Annotated in this window: 9 protein-coding genes; 3 read left to right on the forward strand and 6 right to left on the reverse strand. The window is 43.6% G+C overall.

Going from position 1 to position 24,537, the window contains the following annotated elements; all coding sequences use genetic code 11:
- Nucleotides 1–6 precede the first annotated feature (6 nt).
- The 4 genes from CH367_RS09770 to CH367_RS09785 all read right to left on the reverse strand — a co-directional run bounded on the left by CH367_RS09770 (nucleotide 7) and on the right by CH367_RS09785 (nucleotide 14,422).
- The gene (locus tag CH367_RS09770; protein WP_100762301.1) at nucleotides 7–462 is read right to left on the reverse strand and encodes a hypothetical protein; all 456 of its coding nucleotides are present in this window, start codon (nucleotides 460–462) and stop codon (nucleotides 7–9) included.
- An 18-nt stretch (nucleotides 463–480) separates the two neighbouring features.
- On the reverse strand, nucleotides 481–13,113 hold the full coding sequence (locus tag CH367_RS09775; protein WP_100762302.1) for a polymorphic toxin-type HINT domain-containing protein: 12,633 nt from the start codon (nucleotides 13,111–13,113) through the stop codon (nucleotides 481–483).
- Between the two features lie 4 nt (nucleotides 13,114–13,117).
- The gene (locus CH367_RS09780; protein ID WP_100762303.1) at nucleotides 13,118–13,789 is read right to left on the reverse strand and encodes a hypothetical protein; all 672 of its coding nucleotides are present in this window, start codon (nucleotides 13,787–13,789) and stop codon (nucleotides 13,118–13,120) included.
- Between the two features lie 222 nt (nucleotides 13,790–14,011).
- Nucleotides 14,012–14,422, reverse strand: coding sequence for a hypothetical protein (locus CH367_RS09785; RefSeq protein ID WP_100762304.1), 411 nt, complete (start codon nucleotides 14,420–14,422; stop codon nucleotides 14,012–14,014).
- Nucleotides 14,423–14,562: 140 nt separating this feature from the next.
- On the opposite strand from CH367_RS09785, the gene CH367_RS09790 reads away from it, so the two are divergent.
- Genes CH367_RS09790 through CH367_RS09800 form a run of 3 tightly spaced genes read left to right on the forward strand, consistent with a single transcriptional unit; the run spans nucleotide 14,563 to nucleotide 18,118 of the window.
- Nucleotides 14,563–15,279, forward strand: coding sequence for a lipoprotein (locus CH367_RS09790; RefSeq protein ID WP_100762305.1), 717 nt, complete (start codon nucleotides 14,563–14,565; stop codon nucleotides 15,277–15,279).
- 31 nt (nucleotides 15,280–15,310) lie between these two features.
- Nucleotides 15,311–16,738, forward strand: a complete 1,428-nt coding sequence (locus CH367_RS09795; RefSeq protein ID WP_100762306.1) for a TolC family protein — start codon at nucleotides 15,311–15,313, stop codon at nucleotides 16,736–16,738.
- The gene (locus tag CH367_RS09800) at nucleotides 16,739–18,118 is read left to right on the forward strand and encodes an efflux RND transporter periplasmic adaptor subunit (RefSeq protein ID WP_100762307.1); all 1,380 of its coding nucleotides are present in this window, start codon (nucleotides 16,739–16,741) and stop codon (nucleotides 18,116–18,118) included.
- A 2-nt stretch (nucleotides 18,119–18,120) separates the two neighbouring features.
- Here the strand turns inward: CH367_RS09800 and CH367_RS09805 are convergent, their stop codons facing one another.
- Both CH367_RS09805 and CH367_RS09810 read right to left on the reverse strand, forming a co-directional pair.
- Complete coding sequence (locus tag CH367_RS09805; RefSeq protein ID WP_100762308.1) at nucleotides 18,121–21,441, reverse strand: efflux RND transporter permease subunit; 3,321 nt, start codon at nucleotides 21,439–21,441, stop codon at nucleotides 18,121–18,123.
- Nucleotides 21,438–24,533, reverse strand: a complete 3,096-nt coding sequence (locus tag CH367_RS09810; RefSeq protein WP_100762309.1) for an efflux RND transporter permease subunit — start codon at nucleotides 24,531–24,533, stop codon at nucleotides 21,438–21,440. Before CH367_RS09810 ends, CH367_RS09805 begins: the two co-directional genes overlap by 4 nt.
- Nucleotides 24,534–24,537: the final 4 nt, after the last annotated feature.

Raw genomic sequence — 24,537 nt, forward strand, 5'->3', positions numbered from 1 at the left:
CTCCAATTACTCCCAACGAACACTAATTTCCGCAATTTTCCAATCAGTACTCCCGGGTGATAATTCAAGTCGAATACGGATGTTTTCGTTTTTTTTGGTGTAAGAACCCATTCTTTGTAAAATCAACCATTCGTTCCTTGTTCCACCTCCGTAGTAACTAGAAGAATTATAATTTTCGAATACACGAGACAATTCAAGCCAAGGTATTTTATCTTTAACTTCCATAATATTCTTATATGGCTTACCGCCTTTCGAGCTAAAATTTATGTCATCGTAATATTTGAAATCTTCATCGAGGTATTTCCTCAAAGATTCAACAGATTTTTTCCTAAACAAAATTGATAATTCTTTCCTAATATCTTTAGTCTCTCTAATTGCCGCATTCAAACCGATATTCCTAGTTTCTGCAAAAACGATATTTAGCGATTCCAAAATCATAACTAACAATATTATTTTTTTCATATATATGAAATTTCCCTATTACTTTCTCTCAAAATCAAAATGTAAGTGATCAGCATGAACATAGGATCCATCGTCCCTTCTTGAAGTATCCCATATCATAATATCTCGACCATATTTTTGCCTAAAGTAAGGGTTAAGCGTCTCAACCAACTTTCTATCATATGTTAGAATACTTGATACGCGAACGTCAGCTTTTTCTTCTGCCTTATTAACCATAAGTTTAATAAATTCTGTTGTCCGCTCTCTACTGTAAGCAGGATCATCTATAACATTGGCCACTTTTTCGTAAGGGCGATTACCTAACATTTTAATATCAGCTTTCATTCCATTCTTATGTCCTTTATGCCAACCAGTGCTCGCCCCACCAGGCAAACTAAGGTCATTTAATGAAAGCCATTCACCTTGAGAAGAAAGCGTTTTGCCCATATCTAAAAGATATTCTCCGACTTCCTTTGTAGTATATTTATGAAAAGGTCCATTTGATCCATAATGGCGAATACCTGTAGCACCCTCAGGAAATTTATAGCTTACTGATTCATCATCGCCGATATTTTGAGCGTTAGTCGAACCACTTCTTTTAGCTACTTCCAAATCAGCCATTTGTGCAGTTCTGGACTTCTTACACAATTTTTGAACTATGCATGTCGTTGAATTATCAATACTTATTTCATCTAATGTGGGCGGTCCATAAATTTGTCCCGTTTTATAAAAAGGATCTATATTATGCACCCAGACTCCGACTTCCCCGACAAAGTAAGTATGGTCTATCTCAACTTCAAAATTGTAAACAGTATCCCCTCTTTGATCAACGACAATTGAATTAACTCTCAGTGTTTCTCCTTCCGCGGTCAAGGTTGCATCACCTTCAACTAGATCCTGAGCCTGAGTCCATTTGGTGTTTTCTATCCTGAACTCTTGACCAATCGAATCTTTTTTCAAGGTTCTAAAAGGGTGACTCCAGGTAGTCTCTATAACTGTTCCATCTTCAAAGGATACTTTGTAAATTGCATCTGCTTGACGAACAAATGTATTTACGACTCTTCGATGAGACATTTCTCCAGATACGTCACTCTTAGAAAGAACCACATCACCTACCTGAATTTCTTCAATCTTCTTGAGCCCATCTTTTGTATGAATCAGCGTCCCGGCGACAAAACAAGTTCTTTCTCGGAACACCATTGCACCTGACTCCGGGTCCTTTTCCATCCAACCTGCATGATCTGAGAACTGACCGTTCAACTGATCCATAAAATCACTGATCGATCCAAAGAATCTTTCATCCACCTCATCTCGAGTTTTGTGTTGCGGAGTTCCACTTGCAATTAGCTGTACCAGAGTTTCTTTCTCTTTGGAAGAAAGTTTATTCCATTGCTCCTCGGACATTCCGATTCCGTTCTTAGATACATACTGACGCATTCCTTCGCTTAGCACGTAGCTCTCTTTAGCAACGTTCTTATTCACGTCCTCCATATGAGACATCAAAGAACCTTGACTGCTCGCTATGATAGAATCCCAACCCGAATTCTGCTGTACTACACCGGAAAACCCACCATAACTATTGTAATTAGCAGTATAGTTTCCTACTTGTAAACTTAGATCTGCCGTACCATCCCAGCCGATGTTTGCACTTAAACCTGTTCCTTTCCCTTTCAACAATTTAAGATCGGATTCGGTCTCATATTCAGCACTAATTCCACCTCTTTGACTAATTGAATAGGTATTATTCTTAGTGTTTCCGTTCTCAGATTCACCGAAGGTTTTATGGCTAAGTCCAGCTCCATCCCTTTCATTGAAAGTAAGAGCAGTCTGATTTATTGCCTTTCCTTTCTCGCTCTGAGTATAGGATGCATAGCCACCATAACCTTCTGATTTACTATAACTAAGTCCAAACGAGTAACCGTCGCTGGTTGCAATACCCGCAGCCGCTCCAATTCCTCCTTCCTTAGTATAACTTAGTCCGAGAGTCATACCATTCTCGTTTTTGTAACCGATCGCTCCTCCAAATCCTCCTTGTTCAGAGTAGCTTACACCAACGCTTACACGGGAACATACTGTGCAATTCTTCATCGCCTTATCTACAGCCTGCCCTGCTTCAATAATGGACTGACCAATTCCAGGTTTCCAAGCCGCGACCGCCGCTCCTACCACCTGCATCACGCTTCCGGTTTCTTTCAGACTGATTCCTACACTTGCTGAAAAACCTCCATGCTCTGAATAACCAACGGACTGACCGAAGGCTCCGCCACTCACGCCGAATCCATTCTCAGGATCCCAGCTCGTGTTTACGTTAACCATTCCACCTGTATATCCAGTAATCGCTCCACCCACTGACGCGGTTATTGCCGATTGAAGGTTACCAGTCGACGAATACGCGTTAGCCGCTTGTAAAGCCGCATAAGCGATCGCTCCCGCAGGTCCAGCTACGGCCATTGCGGCAATCGCGATTCCCGTGTTAATAATATCCTTGTTTTTGAATACGAATGCGGCGGCGCTCGGACCGAATACCGCTCCAGCTCCTTGCGTCAATACGTCCTTCTTAAACGCTTCTCCCTGTTGTTTCGTTTCGTTGTATTTTTCTTTGAGCTTTAGAATTCCATAGAATTGAATGAAGTGATGATCCCCAAAAGCCCCACCTTCGGTAGGTCCGACCAAATAACCCGAGTCCAGTGCAGACTGCTTCATGGCCGCTTTCTTTTCATCATCCGCTAAAGAAAATTCTAATGCAGTTTGAGGATCGGTAAAAAGTCTTTGTAACGCCGACTGAGCCGATTGGAATACTTTCGCTTGAGCCATCGGATCGAATGCGATCGCCGCAACTTCTCGGTTCGATGTATTTTCAGGATCGTAAGTCTTTTTGAAATCCTGGGTCATCTTTTCTCGAGCCAGTTTTACCATGGATTGAAGCTCGACCGTAGTAGGACCACCGTCCTTTGTTAACGCGTTGTAATCAGTCAGATCCCAAGGCCTATTGTTGCTGTCCATCAAGGTCGGCAACTTATCAGGTCTAACATATTTATACGGATTATAACCTGGAAGAACCTGCATTTCCGTATTTCCAGTAGGCCCAGTCACGTTCCGAATGTATCCGCCTCCCGCTGGAATAAATTCATCGTTTGCAAGTTGAGAAGTCAGCTGTTCCGATAATGCTTTGTTCGCGCCGTTGATTGTTTCTTCAAAACTGACCGGCAAGCTCCACAAGCTGTCTAACGTCTGAAGAACGACCACCTTTTTTGAAGATTCGTCCATCTCCTTTCGAAGACTTTCAAAATTCTTAATGGAAGAATCGTCTAATTTCGTTTTTTGAAGTTGATCCACAAAGAATTGAACGTTCGCATACGCTCCTTGTTGAAGAAGAGACGCATCCAACTCCGCAGGTCTGTTTAACAACACCTGATTGAGAATCGTGTTCGCATTAGCCGCAATTCCGACGTCGGTCGGCAGGCTCGCGGACATAGAATTTAAAATATTCTGAATCTGATCGTAAGCGCTTCGGATTTCGTATCCATCACCTTGGGTTTTTAAACTTGCAATGGCGTCCTTTTCCCAATCAGCCTTTGCCTTTAGAGCTTTTGCAATCGCATCGATGTGGGCTTGTTCGCCTTCTTTTTGTTTCGCGTTAAAGTCAGTTCTCCATGCATCCCAGTTTTTGTTCACCAAACTGAGCATGTCGTTAAAACGTGCGTTCCCCGTATTCTGCAAGAATTCGATATTTTGTACCCATTCTTGCTTTTTATCATAGAATTCTTTTTCTTTTTGTTCCCAGGCTTTTAGCTGAGTTTGTTTTTGTTGATCCCCGTTGATCTCATAGAGTTGATCGACGATCTGACCTTCGCCCATATAATCCGTGACGACGGTTTGATACATCTCGTACTCTATGTTCTTACCCGTATTCTGGCTCAGTGTTTGAATGAGACCCGAATAAAAACCTTCGCGATCGTCGAGGATCATCTTTTGATCCGCTTTCTGACCACCTGGGCCTACGTATGCTTCTTGAGCCGCGAAATATTCTCTCTTCTCGATTTGGTATTGAGATTTTGCTAGGACAGCAAGTGCGGAAGAAAACTGATCCGCGCTCGTCATAAAAGAAACTAAAATTCCGTTGCTATTGTATGTGGTCGAAGATGCGCTAGCACCACCGGGTACAGTTTGCCCCTGACGAACCAACAAACCGTATGCATCATGAACATAACTTTCTTGTACAACCGTATTTCCATTCTTACCTGCGATCCGATCAAGGTTCAGGTCTTGTCCGCTTCCGGTACTCCATTTCAAACTGTCAGCGGTTAACTTCCCACTCGCGCCCACAAGGTAATCAAGATCCGATGCGTTGAGTCCCGTATTCAAAGAATCGGTAGAGCCATTTCCAAGAAGAACACTCTTTAGCTGATCTCCCGTAGATATATCCGTATAATAATTAAGTTTCGCTTGAAGCGCCTTGAGTTCGTTGGTTTTAACAGTGGCCGTATTGATTGCCGCATTCAAATTGTTCTGTGCTGTAGCCCAAGCACTTGCTTTTCCGATTGCTGCGATACCTACTGCAAGACTTCCCCACCCCATAAGAGCGATCGTAAGCGCCTGAGCACCTTGGTCTTGGTTGAATTTGTTCCACATTGCATTGTTGTAATCAGCATAGGTTCCATTCTGAAGACGGAGGCCCGCGGAATATTCACCCCAAACTCCCGCATTCCAAACCCACATTCCATCAAAGCCATCTTGAGCGGCTTTCATATTTAAAGCTAACGATGAGCCGCCATTCAAACTTTGGATATAACCAAGAACATTGTAATCGGGATATTGATTTGCTAATCCCCCGCCGTATCGTGGAGGATTTGTATCTCCCCTTCCGCCGTTTACAAAGTCCCAGAAACCGATCTTACCACCGAGAACCCCCTCCATAATCGAGTATTCTCCACGAAGCTTAGTTTCTAAGTTTTTGTAACTTGATGTATTCGGATCAATCAGACCATCCAAACCATTTTCATTCAATAATACGTTCGGAACAAATACTCCTTTTAGGGCAGATTGCAGTTCGCTTTTTTTCGCCGCGACCTGACTCTTCAACTCTTGCATCCGATCCTTAATCACGGTCTCGGCTTGGCTGAATCGAAGTGCTCTCTCCGCCCATTCTTCCGTTTGTTGTTTGTTCAGAGCTACGTTCGGGTCCGCTTGTAAGGACGCGAGTGTGGTTTGGTTGTTTACTCGAGTTTGTAAATCCTGAACCTCTTTGAGTTTCGCGTTCACTGCATCGTTCGCCGCATCTAATCGTTGTTTTGCGAGATCGATCGGTTTTCCGACCGTCACCGTGCTATCGGCATTGGCATCACTTTGATGTTGAGTATAATTCGCAAGAACCGCGTAATCGTAAACCGCGCTTAGATTGGAAAGATTGGCTTGAGCCGCGTTAAAAGCTCCGTACGCAGTCGTAACCTGAGTTTGTTTCGCCGTATAAGAAGCCTGAGCATTGTCCACATTCAACTTTTGTTGATTTAACTGGGTTTGAGCGTCTTCGAATGCATTCTCAGCCGCCAAAAAGTTATCCTTAACCGTCTTTAACTGCTCTGCAAGTTTGTTGGTAAGGTTGTCTCCTGTTAAACCTTGGAGAGTGTTGTTGATGTTGGTGATGATCCCGATACTTTTTCCAGCATCAATGATTGCACTTGCGGAACCGGACATACTTCCCTTAGCGCTACCCGATTCGGAATAAGGATCTTCATTGGCAGAACGACCCGGAAGGTTGTTGTCCACATAGTTATCAATGATTCCCTTGAGATTGTTGATTCCAGCCATGAAGGTATAGTTACCGGAACCATCCTTCGCGTATGCCGCATCTCTAACCGAATAACCGGAGGTTGAAAAATCCTCCAAGGCTCTTCGAATCGAAGGGTTTTGATCTTCCTTATCCGGATCAAACGCGAAACTCTTGTAACCTTCAACCAAATTCATAAACCCACCGAGTCTGTGTTCCGCTTGAAACTCAAGTTCTCTGAGTCGATTGGTGATTTGAGTATCTTGGCTCGGCTCAAGCTGACCCTTTGGACCTATATTCAAATAACTTAAATAAGATTCTACGATGATGTTTCCTTTTACCAAATCGTAAGAGAACTTGACCGTATTCTCATCCCTTTGTGCCTGAGCCTTGGCCTTCGCTAAACGCAAACCGTCCGTATCAAACGTGTCCGCCAATTCTTTGAAGCCGGTCTTAAATTGAAAATCGCGCAGAAGCTGATTTGTTTGAATCTCGGATGCGGGATTCAAATCTCCGAACGGGTTGTAAGCGCCCGATTGATTGAGAAAGAATCCTTCCTTCTCCGCATCGCTCAAGCCGCCCGCGAGCTTGGAGTTTGAATAGTTCAAATATTCGGTGCTGTCCTCTCCCGAATAGTTGGAAAGAATCGTATCCATACGAACGGCCTTGTTCAATGCCTGCACTAAACTCGGTTCGTATTTTTTATTCTGCAACCAAGTGGTCAGAGAAGTGAGATCGTCCGGTTGAAGATTATCGGTTGCTTGTCTGGAATAATACGATTGAAGCACTTCCGCTTCTTTTAAGAAATCGGGTAAGTAATACGAAGAATTTCTGGAAGAATAATTCGAAAGGTAGTCGGAAAGAATCCCGGCTTCTCCGTGATCTCCTCCCACTCGCAAGAGATACTCGGATTTAGCCGCATCTCTATCGGCCGCGTTATTCGCGTTCCAATTCGTTTTGGAAGCTAAGAACGCATTGTAATTGGAAATGATCGCGAAGTTGGTAAGACTTGCAGGTAGAGAGGATACGTCCGAAAACACTCCCTGATTGAGAGAGGCTAAAATTCTTTGATAACCTACGGAGACCGCTTTCTGTTGTAACTCCGCTTTCAAAGTCGGATCTTGAGTGGAAAGAAACGCGTCGAGTCCGGACGCAAGACTTACGTTTTGAATCGTTGATTGATCCGCATAATAATTGAGTTGTTCGGCCAACTCTGCAAGTTGAGCCGCGGTTAAATCTTTACCTAAAAATTTAGCGTCTTTTTGTACGGTTGTTCCGTTGTTACCGGGCAATACGTATTTGCCTGATTTGATCTCGTTTAAGAATTGATTTACGTTAAAGCTATCTCCGGTTCGAGTTAAGAACGCCTGAACCAAAGTTGACTTATGATTCTCCCAAGAGAATTCCTTCAAAGATTCCATTCCGGAAACGATATTGGAATCCAATGCGAATGCTTTTCCATCGAGCTTCGCTTTTAGATCCTCATATTTTTTCAAAGAATCGTTGATCTGATCGATGGATAAAGAAAGTGGTTTTCCGGTTTGTTCGATACTACCAATCGTGCTTCTCAAATCCTGGAACAGTTTTTCCGCGTCTCCAAGTGTCGTTGTATAGGACTTTGCATCGGTCAGAGAAGTGTTCAATTTTGCTTCGGTTCTGTCAGCGACCGGAATGTTTTTATAATAATTCAGTTTTTCGATTTCATCCGTGAACACGCCGGCATTTTCCAATGCTTCTAAGATAGCCGGATTGATTTCTTCTCCATTGTATTGCTTTTCCAAAAAGAAATTTCTAAGGTTTTCTACAGTTACGGCTAACGTTTCTCTGGAAATCTGATTCTGACTTCCCTGATTCATAAAAACCTGGATACGATCATCCAGACCGTTTCTGAAGTTTACGATTTTCGTATTCGTTGCGTCTAATTCCGCTTTGGATGCGTTAAGCTGATTTACGAAAACGTTAGCAGAGCTATAACGTGCATTCAAAGCAGTGTTGAATGCATTTTGGCTATCGAGAGTTCCTACCCCGTTTTGAGCTAATTCAGCCTCCCAATCTATAACTTTTCCAACTCCGCCCGCTGCATCAGGAGCGATATAAAATGAACTTGAGTCCGCATTGTATGCATCCTGCATGCCTGGGGGAAGCGTGGCAAGAGTCGTCATATTCGTTACAATTTTATTGTTCGGAACCCCTGAGTTCGTTTTCATATCTTTCAAAACTACTTGAGACTTTGCATTCAATTGAATTGTATCCGAAGATAGAATCGAAAAGTAACCTTTTGCTTCGTTATACGCAGAATTCATAGTAACTAACGCAGTCGTTACTTCATTGAGTTTAGCCTCATATGCGGGCGTTCCTTGGCTAAGAGCAGAAAGTTCAGATTTTAAGTTAGTGAAAGAATCCACGGACGTTTGAAGAGCACTTCTCTTCGCAGTCCATAGAGTAAGGTTATTTTGGATACTTGCAATATAAGGATCCATTATACTAAAATCGATCCCGCTAAAAGGTTGTGCAGAAGTATCAGGATCTGTATAATTTTTTAATGCAAGTAATCTAATATAACTATTAACCTGATTGGTATAGTAAGTATTCTGTCCGGGAGATAAATAATTCAATAAATCCTCTGCCGGATAAGTTGCAGAATCCAATACGGGACCCACATTCCCAATTACGGACGCGTAATCCGCTTTCTTACCTTCCAACTCGGAACTTAAATTTAAAGTTTCACCGTAAATTTTAACCGCAGTCGCATCACCGTAATACGCCCTCAGTACATCTAGGTCCCCCAGCGACGTTAAAAGAGATTCGTTGGTATTGAGTCCGCTCAAAAGCTCTTGTAAAAGATTCTTTCTTCGATCCTCTTCCGCGGTATCGTGATCGGTCTGATCCCCGATCACAAACGAATCCTGATACAGCGCGGACGCGGTTAAGTCGTTAAAACCGGGAATCAAGGTTTGAAGTTCTTTTAAAAGACCGTTGGTTTTATTCTCTTGAGCTTTGAAATAATCGTCCCTTAACGCGGAAAGCACCTGACCCGTTCTTACGGAATTCGAAAAAGATCCGAAACCTTGGACCGTCGCATCCATAGTCGCCACTTTAGATACCGCTTCTTGGCCGAAAAAGAAAGTGCTACCGAAAGAATAATACTCGTTTAAGGTTCTTCTTTCTACGGCGGTTCCGTTTTCCCGAATATCATTGCGCTGTGTGTCGGTTAACGTTCCACCACCATCGTAAAAGGAACGAATCTGAGTCGCGGAACCGAGCTGAGTTTCTAAACTATCGATAAAGTCGTCGTAATCGGCGGACGCAAGACTTCTTGCCAAAGCGCTGTTTTGATTTTTGATAAACGCAAGCACGAGTTCGGTAGCCTTTCTATCTTCCAATTGATTCGGTCCCAACTGAAGATCGGCGAGTCTCGCATCCGAATCTTTTAGAACTTTCAGATAGATCGAATCGATGTTTCGTTCGGACTCCGGTAAGTCCTTAAGATATCCGATCAATTTCTCCATCGCCTTCTCGTTGATCTTAGCGCCTTCCAGATTCCGAGTGTTCTCCAAATTCTTCTGAATCTGAGTTAAACTTGCTTCGCTTCCGTTTTGATCCAATAAAAATTCAAGTTGTGCCTTTCTCCCCTGAAATTCGGATTCAAGACTTTCATACAAAGACAATAAGGCGGAGGATACCTGGCTTACCTTCCCGTTTCTCGTCTCTAAACTGCTTCTGAATCCCTTCAAAGATTCTCCGAAATTTCCAAGACTCGCACCCAATCCGTTGAAAGATTCGTTTACGCTTGTAAAAGAATTCTGAAGCGCTTTACCGTTTTGATCCGCGCCGGCTTTGATATTGGCAAAAAATTGTTGAGCAAGCGTTCTATCCCCGCCCGTAAGAGTGGTCTCAACTAACACGCCCCCTCTTTGAATAGAATCCAACAATGCGGTATCTAAGAATTGTTTCGTCTGTCCGATCTCGGCGAGATAACTCTGGAACTGTCCGACTCCGTTGACCCCGTTCTGCAGTTGTCCGCTAAACGAAAGCATCTCATTGGAATAAGAAAGAGTTCCCTTGTCCGCGGTATGAGAAGAGGAATAAGTAAGATAATCTCCTGAGCTGGTTCGGATCGCATCCAGTCCGTCCGTCATTCCATCCGCAACATCGTCCCAATTTGCGAGAAGGGATTCCAGATAATCGATTCCTTGATCAAGTCGATCGATCGCTAAATAACTCGTGTCTAGATTGTTGATATTGGCCAGATTGTTTCGAGCGGCGACCATCTGATTGAGATAATTTGTTAGGTCCTGTTTTTTCTGAGCGTAGTCGATCGCGGGAAACTGATCCGCCGCATTTTTGATTCCCGCCGCTTGAGCGTCGAATCCGGTCGCGGAATTCATCACAGGAGTATCGAGATCTACAAGTTGTGTCTTTAACTGGGTAAGATTATTACGAATTTGTAATGCAAGATCGTTTCCGTATACGGTCACAAGATTGTCGCCGGACAATAAAGAATCGATCTTATCGTTTAACGTTCCGCTTCCGCCGATAATTCCCTCAATCTTCTGTTTGTTGTCCTTTAAGGTTTCAAACGCCAATACTTGTTGAAGAGTTTGGTTGTAAAAAGTCTGAGTCCGAAGTGCATTCGCTTTTTCGTATGTAAGCTCGTACATCTTCTGCTCTTGTTGTCTCAACACCTCTCTTTTTTCCTCGAGTTCGCGATCGGCGTTTGCGATATCGCTTCTAAGACCGGTATTCTCCGCTTTTTCTCCGTCCGAACTCAATTGACCGATTTGGCCGAGCAATTGAGGGTTATTGATCAAAACCTGCATCTTTACGACGCTATCATACGAGGTTCTGGAAGTTTCCATATTGGCTCTCGCCGTTTCCAGAGCCTTACGTTTATCATCCATCAACTTGTTTGCGGCTTCCAAGTCGGTTAACAAATTCGCTCCAGCCGCGGCCCCGTCCACCGCCGCAGACGCCGTGGAATTCGAATCCATTCCGGGAGTGGAATAACTAGTTCCGGTTCCGCCTCCGTTCAATTCCTTCAAAAGATTCAGGTATGCCTGTTCTTTCGTTTGAAAATCCGTCTTCATGGTCGCAAGATCCGCGGCCAATTGCTCTTGAGTTTTTTGAGCTACGTTTTGAACCGCGTAGTCGTATACACCTTGAGCCCTGTCTCTTTTATCCTGAAGAACTTTCAACTCGGCTTGTGCGATTCTCAACTCAAGTTCTGTACTCGTATATATATACTTATCCGCCGCGCCCGCATCGTAAAGAAGCCCCTGTCCTACTCCGGTTCCCCTTACGTCCGTATCATGCAACGAATTCTGAGCGTTTGCGACGAGAGTTCTTACTCTTCCCTCTAAGTTTGTCCAATACGTTAGTTGTGTATTATATTCAGCAATGATTGTGCTGTTGTAACCGCTATTCGGTTTATTCGCGCGGTCCAACGCTTCTTGAAAGAATTGTTTGTTAGATTCGATCGTGGTCAAAGTATCAGCGCCGCCCGACACTACACTTTCGACTCCACGTACGTGCGCCTGCCACTGTTCCTTACCGGTTGCAAGAGTTCTATCCAACTCTGCAAGAGCCGTTTGTTTATTCTGTTGAAGATTATTCTCGGATGTATCCCAAGCTTCCAATCCCTTCTGGATTTGCGCCTTGACTACTAAGGACCAATCCTCTCTTGCCTTAAGAAGTTTTCCGTAAGCGTCCGTCCATTCGGCTTCTCCGTTCTTACGTTCTTGTTCCGATTGACGGTCGAATCTTAATTTCCCGAGTAATAGATCGTCGATCGCACCTTGCCATTGTTTCTGTCCCTCTTCCAACGCTTTCAAAGCTTGCGTCTGGAATTGATCCGCACCTTCCACCGTTAGGTTCGGTTGATTGATGACGGTTCCGTTTTGAGGAACCACTCCGGCAAAATTTTGATCTATACTTCTTTTCGCACGATCGATTAAAAGTAACGCGAGCTTGGAAGGATCGGTTTCCTGTGCTATTTGTCCGCCTAAATCGTCGTTTTGATTTTCTCTTGCGACGAAGCCCGCGCGATAACCCGCGATAATGGAAGATTCTTCATAATAATATTCTGATATAAAATAATTCTTAACCGCACCTAAAGCTTTTTGAAAGGAATTGAACTCGGCCGGACTTTGAAACGTAAACGCTCCGGTTAATCCTCCGATTCTCGTATCCAATTGATCTTCCCAATTTGCGCGAAACGCACCCAACACTCCGTTTAAGGACTGATCGAAAAGTTGAACCTTCTCCGTTGCATTGGTTCCGGTTTTAGAAGCGTTCTCAGCACCCAATACGGCTTGACGCAACGTTGCACGATCCAGATTAGAAATCAAATCCGTAAGACTTGAACTTGCAATTCTTGCCTTCCATTCTCCTTTGCGAGAATCGATTTCGGTCTGAACTTCGCTTTCCCATTGTTGAAGATTCAGTTGTTTTTCGGTTTCTAAATCCGCCTTTGCGGTTGCGTCGTTCGTCTTGCCGTTTTTTGCAAGCTCTCTGTCGATCTCTTCGTCCGCTCTCGATTCCCAATCCGCTTTGAGTAAGTCTTTTCCTCTTTTGAGCGACTTGTCCCAATCCGCTTCAGTACTGGAATTCTCCGCGTTCTGATACTGACGTTCTAATTTTCCATCGGATCCGTTTCTCCACAGATCTCTAAAAAGGGTCGGTTGAGCCATAAGCGGAGCAAGCGAAAAGTCGAATATTAGAAATAACAGAAGTATCGACTTGATACATTTCGTAAAAAAAGAACGGAATCGTTTGAGAAGTTTTTTTCGTTTTCTCGGGTTATCCCAAGTGCGTCGAAATTCGTCGGATCGATTTAAGGAGAATTCGGTGAAGAAGGAGGTTGTTGAAAAAATTGCGGAATAAAGTTTGCTAACGGAGTTTTTCATATTCTTAAATATTTCCTCTATTTTCCGGATCGCTATGAGTCAACCGGGCATAATAACGCGTGATTTTTCTTTTAGCCGCTCTTTGGATTTCCACCGCCGAAAAACCTTCCGAACGTTTTGCGGTCGATGTTCCCACCGATCCGGTCATTCTTTTGGATTTTACGGACGTCCTTTCCTTCGATTCTTCGCTGTTGGTAGCGACAAAAAGAAGGCGAATTACGTTTGTGTCCTCTAAGGAGCGTGCTTTAGTATTGCTTAATTGTTGAATATTCGATATTTTGAATATTGCATCTTCCAAGATTCCCAGCCTTACGAGCTGTACGATCTTGTCTTCGCGGCCGTTTTCGAATATTTGATCCGAAGGCAATCCGCTTTGATATCCGAGTTCGATTCGAGATTGAAGAATCGTGTCGATTCCGAATTCAGTTTTGAAAATTCTCGCCTTGTCGGTTCGGTTGAGAGACGTTTCGTCTATCGTTTCCCAAGAAGGGCTTTCGATTCGAAGGGTTTGTGTTTGGATATTTACGGGAGATTCTGAGGTTTGAAGTTGGAAAAACGGCTGTGAAATTCCGGCTAACGTAACCAAAAATACGAGTACAGTCCAGAACCTTCCCGATTTGGAAAATTCTCCCGACAATAAACGCTTCGCTTGGTTTTCGTTTCCTTTCAGTTGCAAACCCTTTGTTTCAATGCCTTCCCTTGAAAAGAGTCCGCAATTTGGGCTTAAAATGAGCGTCTGTAGGATCTTTGACAAGTTTTTTTTCGATTTGAGGGCAAAAGTTCCTCAGTCTTTGGCATTTTGCGTTCTTTGTTTGGTTCATTTAGGTATGTGACATAATAAAAAATTGGAGAGAATGGCTGAGGTTTTAAAATGTAGGAACTACCACAAAACTTAGAATCAAGAACAACTAACGATTGCGGTCGTCGCATTCGCACCTGAAATCGCGCCATTTGCGTTCGCAATCACGGTACAAGTCAAACCTGGAGGAGAAGACAGAACGGTAATCACATAACTCGTGTGATCCGGATAAGGAAACGGAAATAGAAACGGACCGCCGGTATTGAAGATCGTTTGATCGGTTCCGTTCACCGCCAAAGTCAAGTTAGCTCCTGTTGTTAAACCGGTAATACTTCCACCGATTCTAAAATACTGAGAATCGCCGGGAGGTTTATTGACCGTGGAAGGAGTACTGCTCCCTACAACAAGTCTCCGAAGTAAATCCTGATCCTCATCCTTGTTATTCTTAAACTGACAAGAAGGAATCAAAACGAAAATCAACGAAATTAAAACTGCGGAAAGAAATTTCATTCTAAAATTTGAAAACACTCTATCGAATTCTAATATAATAATACCATATATTTCGGTAAAATAGAAATTTTTATAACATCAAATTTCAAAATTAATCCGAAATGAATGATAGTAGTATAAAACGAGACGGCCGTTGACGAATGACATCAAATAAACTTTTTCTAGCGTCGATTATTCTTCCTTTCCTAATCTTCAACTGCGCAATCATTCAAAGAACCAAGATTCATTGGATATCAAACGTAGAGGATGTCCGTAGTTCCACGGAAAAAACCGGAACGATCAAAAAGGTCAGCATCAATCGTTTCTCTGCGAAGCCGTCCAACTTCGGCGGATTTTCAGCGGAGAATTTTACGAACAGCCTAAGATTCTTTTTAACCAAAGAAGGACTGGACGTTTCCATTCAGGAAATCCAACCGGATCCGCCAAAAGCAAATCCTCCCGAAAATTCTCCGGTTACCGGAAGTCCTCCTCAAAGTAGCACAAGTTTACTCGGTTACGGTAATCTTTCCAGCGGCAGTTCGGGACTCGTCACCGAATCCGGCGAAAAACCGATGGAACCTTCCAAAGAGAATATTCAAAAAGCGTGTAATGCTTCCAACTGCAACGTCTATATCGACGGCTACATATACGAAAAGAAAACGGGCAATATTCTCGATGAGAACGTCACCACCGGAATTTTCGTGAGAATCTACAACAACTCGGGAACAATGATAGCCCAGATCAAACTCAGCTCCAGCGTAACGATGGAAATCTTCGACAACAACGCTCTCCTCGCGGAAATGACTTCGGAAAGAATCAGATCCATCCTGAATCGAGAAACCCGCTCCTCATCCTTCAACTGGAAGTTTTGGGAATAACTTAAGAATTTTATTATATTAGAGTTTCAAAATGAAATTCGAAAAGTCATTTTTCCCAAAAATATCGCTTCTCACGGCCGGATCGATCCTGTTTCTTTATTCGTTCGGAAGATCCATAGACGGAACGTCCGGAGAAAATCTAATTCTCGATTTGAGAAAATCGGAAGACATCGCCGTCGAAAACAGCCCGGATGTTCGTCTTTTGGGAAGCCAACAGATGATCAAAAGTTTAATCGTAAAGGAGAGCTGGAGAACTTACTTTCCGACCGCTTCCGTTTCCTGGTTTAGAAACACGAACGTCGTCGAAAACGAATCGGACAGCAGATCTCAAAGAGTGGCGCTTAACGTGGACCAAGTAATCTTCGACGGCGGAAGAAGATCCCTCGCCCTTCAAGCCGCGCTGAACGACCTGAATCTTTCCAAATTCGATTTTTTAATCTCGATCAACAACCTCAAACTCAAGGTAAGAAACGCGTATTACGCGCTTCTCAGCAATAAAGCTCAACTCGAGATTCAAGCAAGATCCATTCAAAGACAAAAGGATCAACTTCGTTTTTCACAAAGAGAATTAAAACTGGGAGAAACGACCGAAGTTCAACTCTTACAAATCGAAAACAGATTGAACGAAATCGTTCTTCAAAACAAAAGAACCGAAACGGCTTATCAATCGGGCATCGAAGAGTTCAAAATTCTTTTGCGTTTACCGAGTACGACTAAACTCGCGTTGAGTGCGGACATTCTTCACGGAATCAAATTCGCATACAAGGAACTGTCTCTGGAAAACTTGGTCGGCCTTGCATTTCAATCCAGAATCGAATTTGCAAGGACCAGAGCCGCGGAGATCCAAACCACTTCCGAGTATGAAATCGCAAAGTCATTCTATATTCCCACCGTATCTGTGGGAGGATTCTACGCTTCTTCGGGAGATCGTTACGATCCGAAACAAAGAGAATACGGATTCAATTTCAAATTCAGTATGGCCTTAGGTCCGAACTCGATTCAGGACACTTCGAATTTTATTTCCAGAAACGAAGACGCAAACCGTTCTCTTACCTCCACAACAACCGTGGGAATCATGGACAACATGCAATATAAGAGAAAGATCGCACAAACCGGAATCGCCGCGGAACAAGCTCAGATTACGAGAAGACAACTAGACGATATCATACGCATCGAAGTCTCCAAAGCATTACAAAATTATAAACTAACCTGGGAGTCTTTGAAACTGGCCGACGAAAACGCGAAAGTTTTCGAAAAAAGGCTTCTCATCAAAGAAAAACAGGTAAGCTTAGGAGACGCGAGAAGAACCGATCTCGCAGAAACGGAAATTTTTTATTTGGAAGCCATCAATACGATGATTTCGACCAGAGTTCAGTATCTAACCGCGGTTTCCCAATTGGAAATGGCGATCGGCGCCAGTCTCGATTCCTTGGAACTAATTAAAACCGGAAAAAATTAAATGAGTAAAAATAAATTCTTAATCGGACTTCTCATACTTACGACCTTGGCTTTCGTTTCCTGCGGCAAAAAGAAAAAGGACGAAGGCAAAAACGACAACAAACTTCCGTATGAAATGATTCCTTTGACGCTTACAAAACAACAATCCGTCATCAGCGTTCTCGGAAGCGTTTCGCACTACAATAAGGCTGAAATCACTTCCAAGGTTTTGGGAAGAATCGAAAAGATATATAAGGAAGAAGGAAACAGAGTCACCAAAGGACAACCTCTTGCGAAAGTCGAAACCTTAAACTTGGAAATCCAACTCAAAAAAGACACCGCCTCTTTGGAAGTTCAAAACAAACAAATCGAACTTACGAAAGCGAAATACATTCAATCCAAACAAAGAGTGGAACGCGAGTTGGCGAATATTGAAAAAGCGAGAGCGGATTTAAAAGATTCTAAAGCGACATACGATAACCTCAACAGAACGTATGAAAACAAAAAGGAACTTTTTAAAATCGGAGCCGTTTCCGAAACCGAATTGAAAGGAATCGAAACCGGAATCGTATCCGCACAAACGAATTATTTCAAAGCGCAGAAGAATTTGGACACTTTACAAGTCGGTTATCGTCCCGAGGATTTGAAACGCGCCGGCTTCAAGGTCCCAACCGATAAAGTAAAACTACACGAAGCGCTCGTGGATCTAAATACGATCGTTGAAAAATCCGAACTCGATATCGCGATCGCCAATTTGAAAAGCATTCAAGCAAGCATCGATTCCACAAATCTTCTGATCAAAGAATCCACCATTCTTTCTCCTTTAAAAGGTGTGGTTGCGGTAAGATCCATATTCCCGGGCGAGGCGGTTAAGGAAGGTCAGGCGATCTATGTGGTTGTCGACGATTCGGAATTCTTATTAAAATTTGCGGTGAACGAATCGGACTTAAACAGAATCAAATCGGATCAAGAAGTGGAATTCGCAGTGGACGCTTTACCGAAGAAAAAATTAATCGGAAAGATTCTGATCATCAGTCCCATCATCGATCCTCAAAGCAGAACGGCGGAAGTTAAGGTCATTTATAAAAACAACGAAGATCTTCTTAGACCCGGAATGTTCGCAAGAGCGGAAATCAAAGACTTGAATCCCGAACCCGCATTCTTTATTTCCGCCAAGAGCATTCTTCCCGGAAAGGAAAAGAACGAGGGTTTTATTTTCGTATCGAAGAACAATCTTCTGTTTAAAAAACCGGTTAAGATAGAAAGCGTAAGCGGAGAAAACTCTAGAATCACCGGAGATCTAAGCGAAGGCGAACTCGTCGCGATCGGAAACGTAGCAGGATTGAAAGAAGGTGAAAAAGCTCCCGAACCGATCGTAAAAAAGGAAACGACTCCGAAATAAAATCAGTCGTTCAAAGGCAGGGATTTGAATTCCTGCGTCTTCGTAAATTTATCCTTTATCATTCTGATCCAATTTCTTTTGTTTCCGCTTCCGTTTCTTTCGGACGTAAAAAACAACACCGGAACGAATAACAACGTTAAGACGGTGGAGATGCTTAGCCCCGAAAAAACGGTGATGGCAAGAGGTCTCCACAACTGACTTCCTTCTCCGAAATCCAACATCGTCGGAACCAAAGCGGTGACCGTAGTAAGAGTGGTCATCAGAATCGGTCTCAATCTTTCCGAAGCGGACTTTAACGTTGCGCGAATCAGCGCGAAGTTTCTGTTCACGGCCTTACTCTCGTGAAGAATGTGAATCGTCTGATCGACGAGCATGATCGAGTTGTTGATTGCGATTCCGGCAAGAAGAATGAATCCTATATAAACCGAAATGTTAAGCGACATTCTAAAAACGAACAATAGAATCAAATCGGCAAAAACGCCGAGAGGAACCGATACCAAAAGAATCCACGGGATTTTCAGCGATTCGAAAAGAGAAGCAAGAATACAATAAATCAAAAAGATCGCAAGAAAGATCATAAAACCCATTTCTTTCTTATTCTTTTCCAGTTTCTTATAAGAACTTCCGAACTCGAAATAATAGTTATCGGGCATCTGAATTTCCTTCAACACCTCTCCGATCTTTACGACCGCCGAACCGAGATCCAAACTTCCCAGCTTAGCGGTGATCGTCACCATTCTTCGTTTATTCTTTCGATAGATCTTCGTCTCTCCTTCCTTTTCTTCCGGAATGGAAAGTTCCGCGATCGATATGGAAGTTTTGGCTCCGGGAATTTTATACGCGGCGACTTGATTGATGTCGATTCGATCCACTTCTCGAAAACGAACTCGTATATCGATCTCTTTGGATTCTTCGATGAGCTTAGTGGGAATGGATCCTTGGATCGCGGTTCGAACATAGTTCCCCACTTCTTGAGAACTCAGACCGATCAGAGCCATCTTATCTTGAAACACGTTCAAACGAAATTCCTGTTTACCGTCTCGAAAACGTAAAACCGTTTCTTGAATTCCGGTGATCGACTTTATCTTTTGTGCGGCTTCCTTCGCGATGTCCTTTAATTTCGCGGGGTCGTCTCCGATAAATTCTATATCCAATTCTCTTCCGCTGTCCATCGATCCGTTTTCGACGTAATAAACGAAGACGTCCTTAAGCGGTTCCGTCAATCCTTTGAAACTCGTAATCAACTCGTCCGAACTTTTGGATCTTTTATCGGGAGGTTTCAATTTGATGTATAAGTCCGCGTGCCATTTCTCGATCTTAGAATTGATCTTCTCCACATCGGGAACCGTCTTGATCAGATCTTCGATTCGTTTTACACGATCGCTCGTCGCTTCCAAATGGGTTCCGGTTTCCAATTCTACGCTAGCTCTGATTTCACCCGCGTCCACCGGATCCACGTATTCTTGTTTTAAGAACGGGGTGATCGCACTTCCCGTCACGACCAAGACGATCAAAGAAAGATAAGCGAGCTGTGGTTTTCGCAACAATCCGCTCAAAAAGGCAAGATAGATTTTTCTTAGCCTATGCAGATTGAATATATTAGAAAAATAGCGAGTATAAAAACCACCGATCCGACTTAGAATGATCGCCAAAAAGTTCAAACGTTTTCCGATCCAAGGAACACCGAGAATCGCCGAAGAATCGAAACGATACGGTTGAAAATTCTCGGATTTGGATAAAAATATTTTCACAAGCTGAGGTAAAAAGAAAAGGGAAACACATAAGGAAATCAGAATGGAGAAACTGACCGTATAGGACATTCCTCCGTAGAGTTGTTTTAATTCCTTGGAGCCTATAAAAAAAGGAAAGAATACAGCGATGTTGGTTAACGTGGATGCCGCGAGTTCCTTATACAATCCCAAAACGGATTGATCCACGAGGTCCGACGTCGATTCCCGAGTTTGTTCTTCGGGTTCGATCGCATTCGATTCTTCTTTTTTGGATTTCTTTTTCTTTTTTCCTTTCGGTTCGTTTGAAACGCCGCCTTTGAGTTTTGCAAGCGCTTCCGCTTTTGCGTCGGCTTGTTGTCTTAGAAAAAAGATCCGATCCAAAACGACAACGGAGTTATCGATCAACAAACCCGCACCCAAAGCGAGTCCGGCCAAGGTCATTACGTTGATTCCGGTTTTGGTTAAAAACATCACCGCAAACGTGATTACGATCGAAAGAGGAATCGAGGCGCCCACGATCAGCGTCGCTCTGAAGTTTCTCAAAAATAAGAACATTACTAAAATTGCAATGAGTCCGCCCGTCGCCGCAGAACTCGAAACACGATCGATGGAAATTTTGATGAACTCGGATTGATCGTATGTGACTTCCGTCTTAACATAGGGAAAAGAAATCTGCGAAAGCTCCTCTCTCAAACCTTCACAAACGGAAAGAGTATTCGCTTCTCCGGCCTTTTGAACGTATATGGTTACGTTTTCGTTTCCATTCTCCCTTGAAATATCCTCACGATCCCGATGACCGTCGTATACGTTCGCTATGTCTTTCAGCTTGATGAGTTTATCTTGAGCTGGAGAACGGACCGTGATCTCTTCCATAATTTTCATGGCCGAGAATTTTCCGAGCACACGAACGTTGATCCAATGTTCACCGGATTGAATTCTCCCCGCAGGGAGATCCACGTTCGCGGTTCTGATTCGTTCCATCACTTCGGATAGGGGAATTCCCAAATGATTTAGAATATCACGATTTACTTCTACGGTGATTTCTCTGTATCTTCCGCCACCGACCCGGATCTCGCTGACTCCGTCCACTCTCTCGAGACGTTTTTTGATTTTGTTTTCCGCGATCTCTCTGAGATCCTTCAACGAATAACTGGAAGATTCGAGTTTGACGATAAAGATAGGACGATCACTCGGATCGTAACGAATCACTGCGGGTTCTTCGACTTCTCTCGGAAACGTATCTCGAATCAGATCGATCTTTGATTTTAATTCCACCGCCTTTAGAGTGAGATCTCTCACTTCGGAAAAGACGACGTTCACTCTGGATTCTCCTTCTTCCGAAGTGGAATAGATGGATTCGATTCCGCCCACACCTACGATCTGTTCTTCGATCGGCTTTGTTAGAATTTCTTCGATTCTTGAAGGAGCAACTCCGGGATATTTCGTTACGATCGTTAACGCGGGTGATTCCGTAGTAGGCATCAACGAAACCGGAAGAAGACGAACAGAAATCATTCCCCAGAGAAATAATCCGAAGAACAACATAAACGTTGTGATTTTTCTTCGGAGAAAAAAGGAAAGAAGGGAGTTCATTTTTTACGAGTCAACTTAGCAATCTGTTCCACATAAGTCACGTACGCCATCGGAATAAAAACGAGAGTCAATACAGTGGACACAATCAAACCGCCCATAACCGAAGCCGCCATAGGTCCTTGCGGAGAAGGCGGACCGAACGTGATGAGCAATGGCAAAAGCCCGAGAATCGTAGTCGCTGTCGTACTCAAAATCGGATTCAATCTTCTGCGTCCCCCAGCGATCACCAATTCTTCCGTTGTACGAAAATCCCCCGCGTGCAATTGATAGAACTCGATGAGAATGATCGCGTTATTCACCACGACACCCGCAAGAAGAATCATTCCCATAACGGAAATGATGTTCAACGTTTTGCCCGTGACGATCAAACCCATCGCAACTCCGACGCCGGAAACGAAGATCGAAAAAAGAATCACAAAGGGAAGACCCACGTTCTCCATATTGGAAGCCAAGACCATATAAACCAAAAGAATCGAAAGTGCGATCGCGAACGTTAAGGAGTCGATGGACTTCTCCATCATCTTTTGTGTTTCACCGGGAAGAATGGAAATATCTTTCCGATCCGAATATTTTTTGATCACGGGCTCCGCAACGGAAGCGGCTTCGCTGTATTTGATATCCGAGAATTGAGCCTTGATGATACCAACTCGTCTTCCGTCGTAACGAAGAATTTTTCTATTCGACGATCCGGATACAATGTTCGAAAAATCCCGCAAACGTATAAAAGCACCCGATTGAATTTTAAACAACGTATCGGAAAGAGATTCGGTTCCGGTTCTATCTGCTAGACGATGTCTTACCAAAACGGGAATCTCGTCGTCGTTCCTTCTAAATCGAGTCGCTTGTTCTCCTTTGATGACGGCCCTTAATGTCTTTGCGACGTTCTCGACCGATAATCCGAAGCCCGCCATCTTATCACGATCGATCAAAACGCGGAGCTCGGGAGTTTCTTCGGAAAAGGATGAAGTCGCTTCCGTAAAGTTCGGCAAATCGCTCAGCTCTCTTCGGATTTCTTCGCAGACTTCCTTCAACATTGCAAGATCTTGACCCGAAACTTCGAGGGTAAGTCCTTCCCCCGATTCGGGAAGAATGTCGGATAGCAAATCCTTTGCGGGTAAGAATAGAACCTGAGTGCCCGTTTCGTTTTCCAGATTGGCCAAAGGGGTTTCGGATTTTTCGATCAGATCCTCTCCGACGTCGTACGAGGTAAGTCCTATAAAAAGTTCCGCTCTGTTTAATCCGAAGTCGCCTTTCGGATTGATGATGAGATCTTTTTCCTCATAACCTACCTTTAAGAAGGTTCTTGCGACCAACCCGGATTGATTGAGAATATCCACAACCCGTTTGGAAATTTCGGTTGTTCTTTCCAAGGAAGAACCCGCGGGAAGAACGATCTTTGCGGACATCTCCGCCTTTTCCACCTGAGGCATCAACTCCACCGGCAACAGTTTAAACAAAAGAACGGTCAACGGAATCAAACCCAAAACCGAAAGTGTCACCTTTCTTCGATTTGCGATCACGAACTTAACCGAGAACACATACAATTCTTCTAATATGTTAAGCGACTTCTCCCGGAAGGCCCAAAAGAAAGCCAGGCGTCCTCCGCCCGTTTGTTCCTTGGAAAAAAAAGGCAACGTGCATAAAACCGGAATAAAACTTACGGAAACGAAAAAGGAAGAGATCAAAGAATACGTGATCGATAGCGCGAATTCCTTAAAAACGGAAGCCGCAATCCCTTCGATAAAAAGAATCGGAAGAAACACTACAATGCTCGTCAACGTGGAAGAAAACAAGGAACCTACTACGTCCTTAGTTCCTTCCATCGAACTTTTAAAGGAATCGTTCGGATATTTTTTCTTAAACGCGAAAATCGATTCCAAAACTACGATGGAAGAATCCACCATCATACCGACTCCGACCGCAAGTCCACCGAGAGACATCGTGTTCAAAGTCATTTTCTGAAAATACATAAACACGAGCGTAACTAAAACCGAAACCGGAATCGAAAGGGTTACGATGATCGACTCTCGAAACGTTCCCAAAAAAAACGATAACACGAAAAAGCAGATGATGATCGCTTGTACTCCGGAGGAAGCGACTCCTCCGATGGAATCACGGATAAAAACGGATTGATCGGCCACGATGATAAGCTTCAACTTGGAACCGAATTCTTCGTTTACGAAGTTCACGACTTCCTTCGCTTCGTCGGAAACAAAGACGCTATTCTTCCCCGCTTCTTTTTTTAATACGACTGCGACACATTCTTCCGAATCGTAAAAACTGGCGCTCGTTCTTTCCTTATAAGAATCGATAACCTCGGCCAAACTTCTCAGATAAACGGGCGCCCCTCCTTCCGAAAGATTGATCACCAAGTCGGCGATGTTATCCACCTTTTCGTAAGCGCCCATCGTTCTTACTAAGATTTCACGATCTTCTCTCTTGATATTACCCGCGGGAAAGTTGAAATTATTGGCGCCGATCCGTTGTATGATCTCGGAAGGACTCAAACTGTATGAGTTTAACTTGCCCCGATCTATGTTCACAAGAATCTGTTTTTCATAACCGCCCGTAATCGAAACCGCCGCGATCCCGTCGACCCTTTCGAAATAAGGCGCGATATTCTTCTTTAGAAAATAACGAAGTTCTTTCGGATTAATTCCGGTTGGTACGACCGCGATTTGCAAAAGAGGCGCGTCGTTCGGATCGAATTTTAATACGACCGATTTTTTGGCGTCGATCGGAAGACTTCCCTTTACGAGGTCCACCTTCTCCCTCGTTTGAATCGACGCGGTGTCCATGTTGGTTCCCCATCGAAAACGGATCTTAACGATGGAAACGCCTTCCAAAGATTCCGAAGTGATTCGATCCACTCCGTTCACGGAAGACACGATCTCCTCGACGGGTCTTGTGATTAAGGTTTCGATCTCCGAAGGCGATACGTTTTCATAAACCGTGATTACCGTCAGAGTCGGATAGGATATATCCGGCAAAAGATCGATCTTTAGATCCTTTACGCTGATTCCTCCCAACAGAAGAATTAACAGAAAGGTAACTAACGTGGTTACTCGATTTCTAAGAAAAAACGCAGTCATTCAG

Origin of the sequence: Leptospira barantonii, from assembly GCF_002811925.1 — a bacterium.
Lineage (GTDB): Bacteria > Spirochaetota > Leptospiria > Leptospirales > Leptospiraceae > Leptospira > Leptospira barantonii.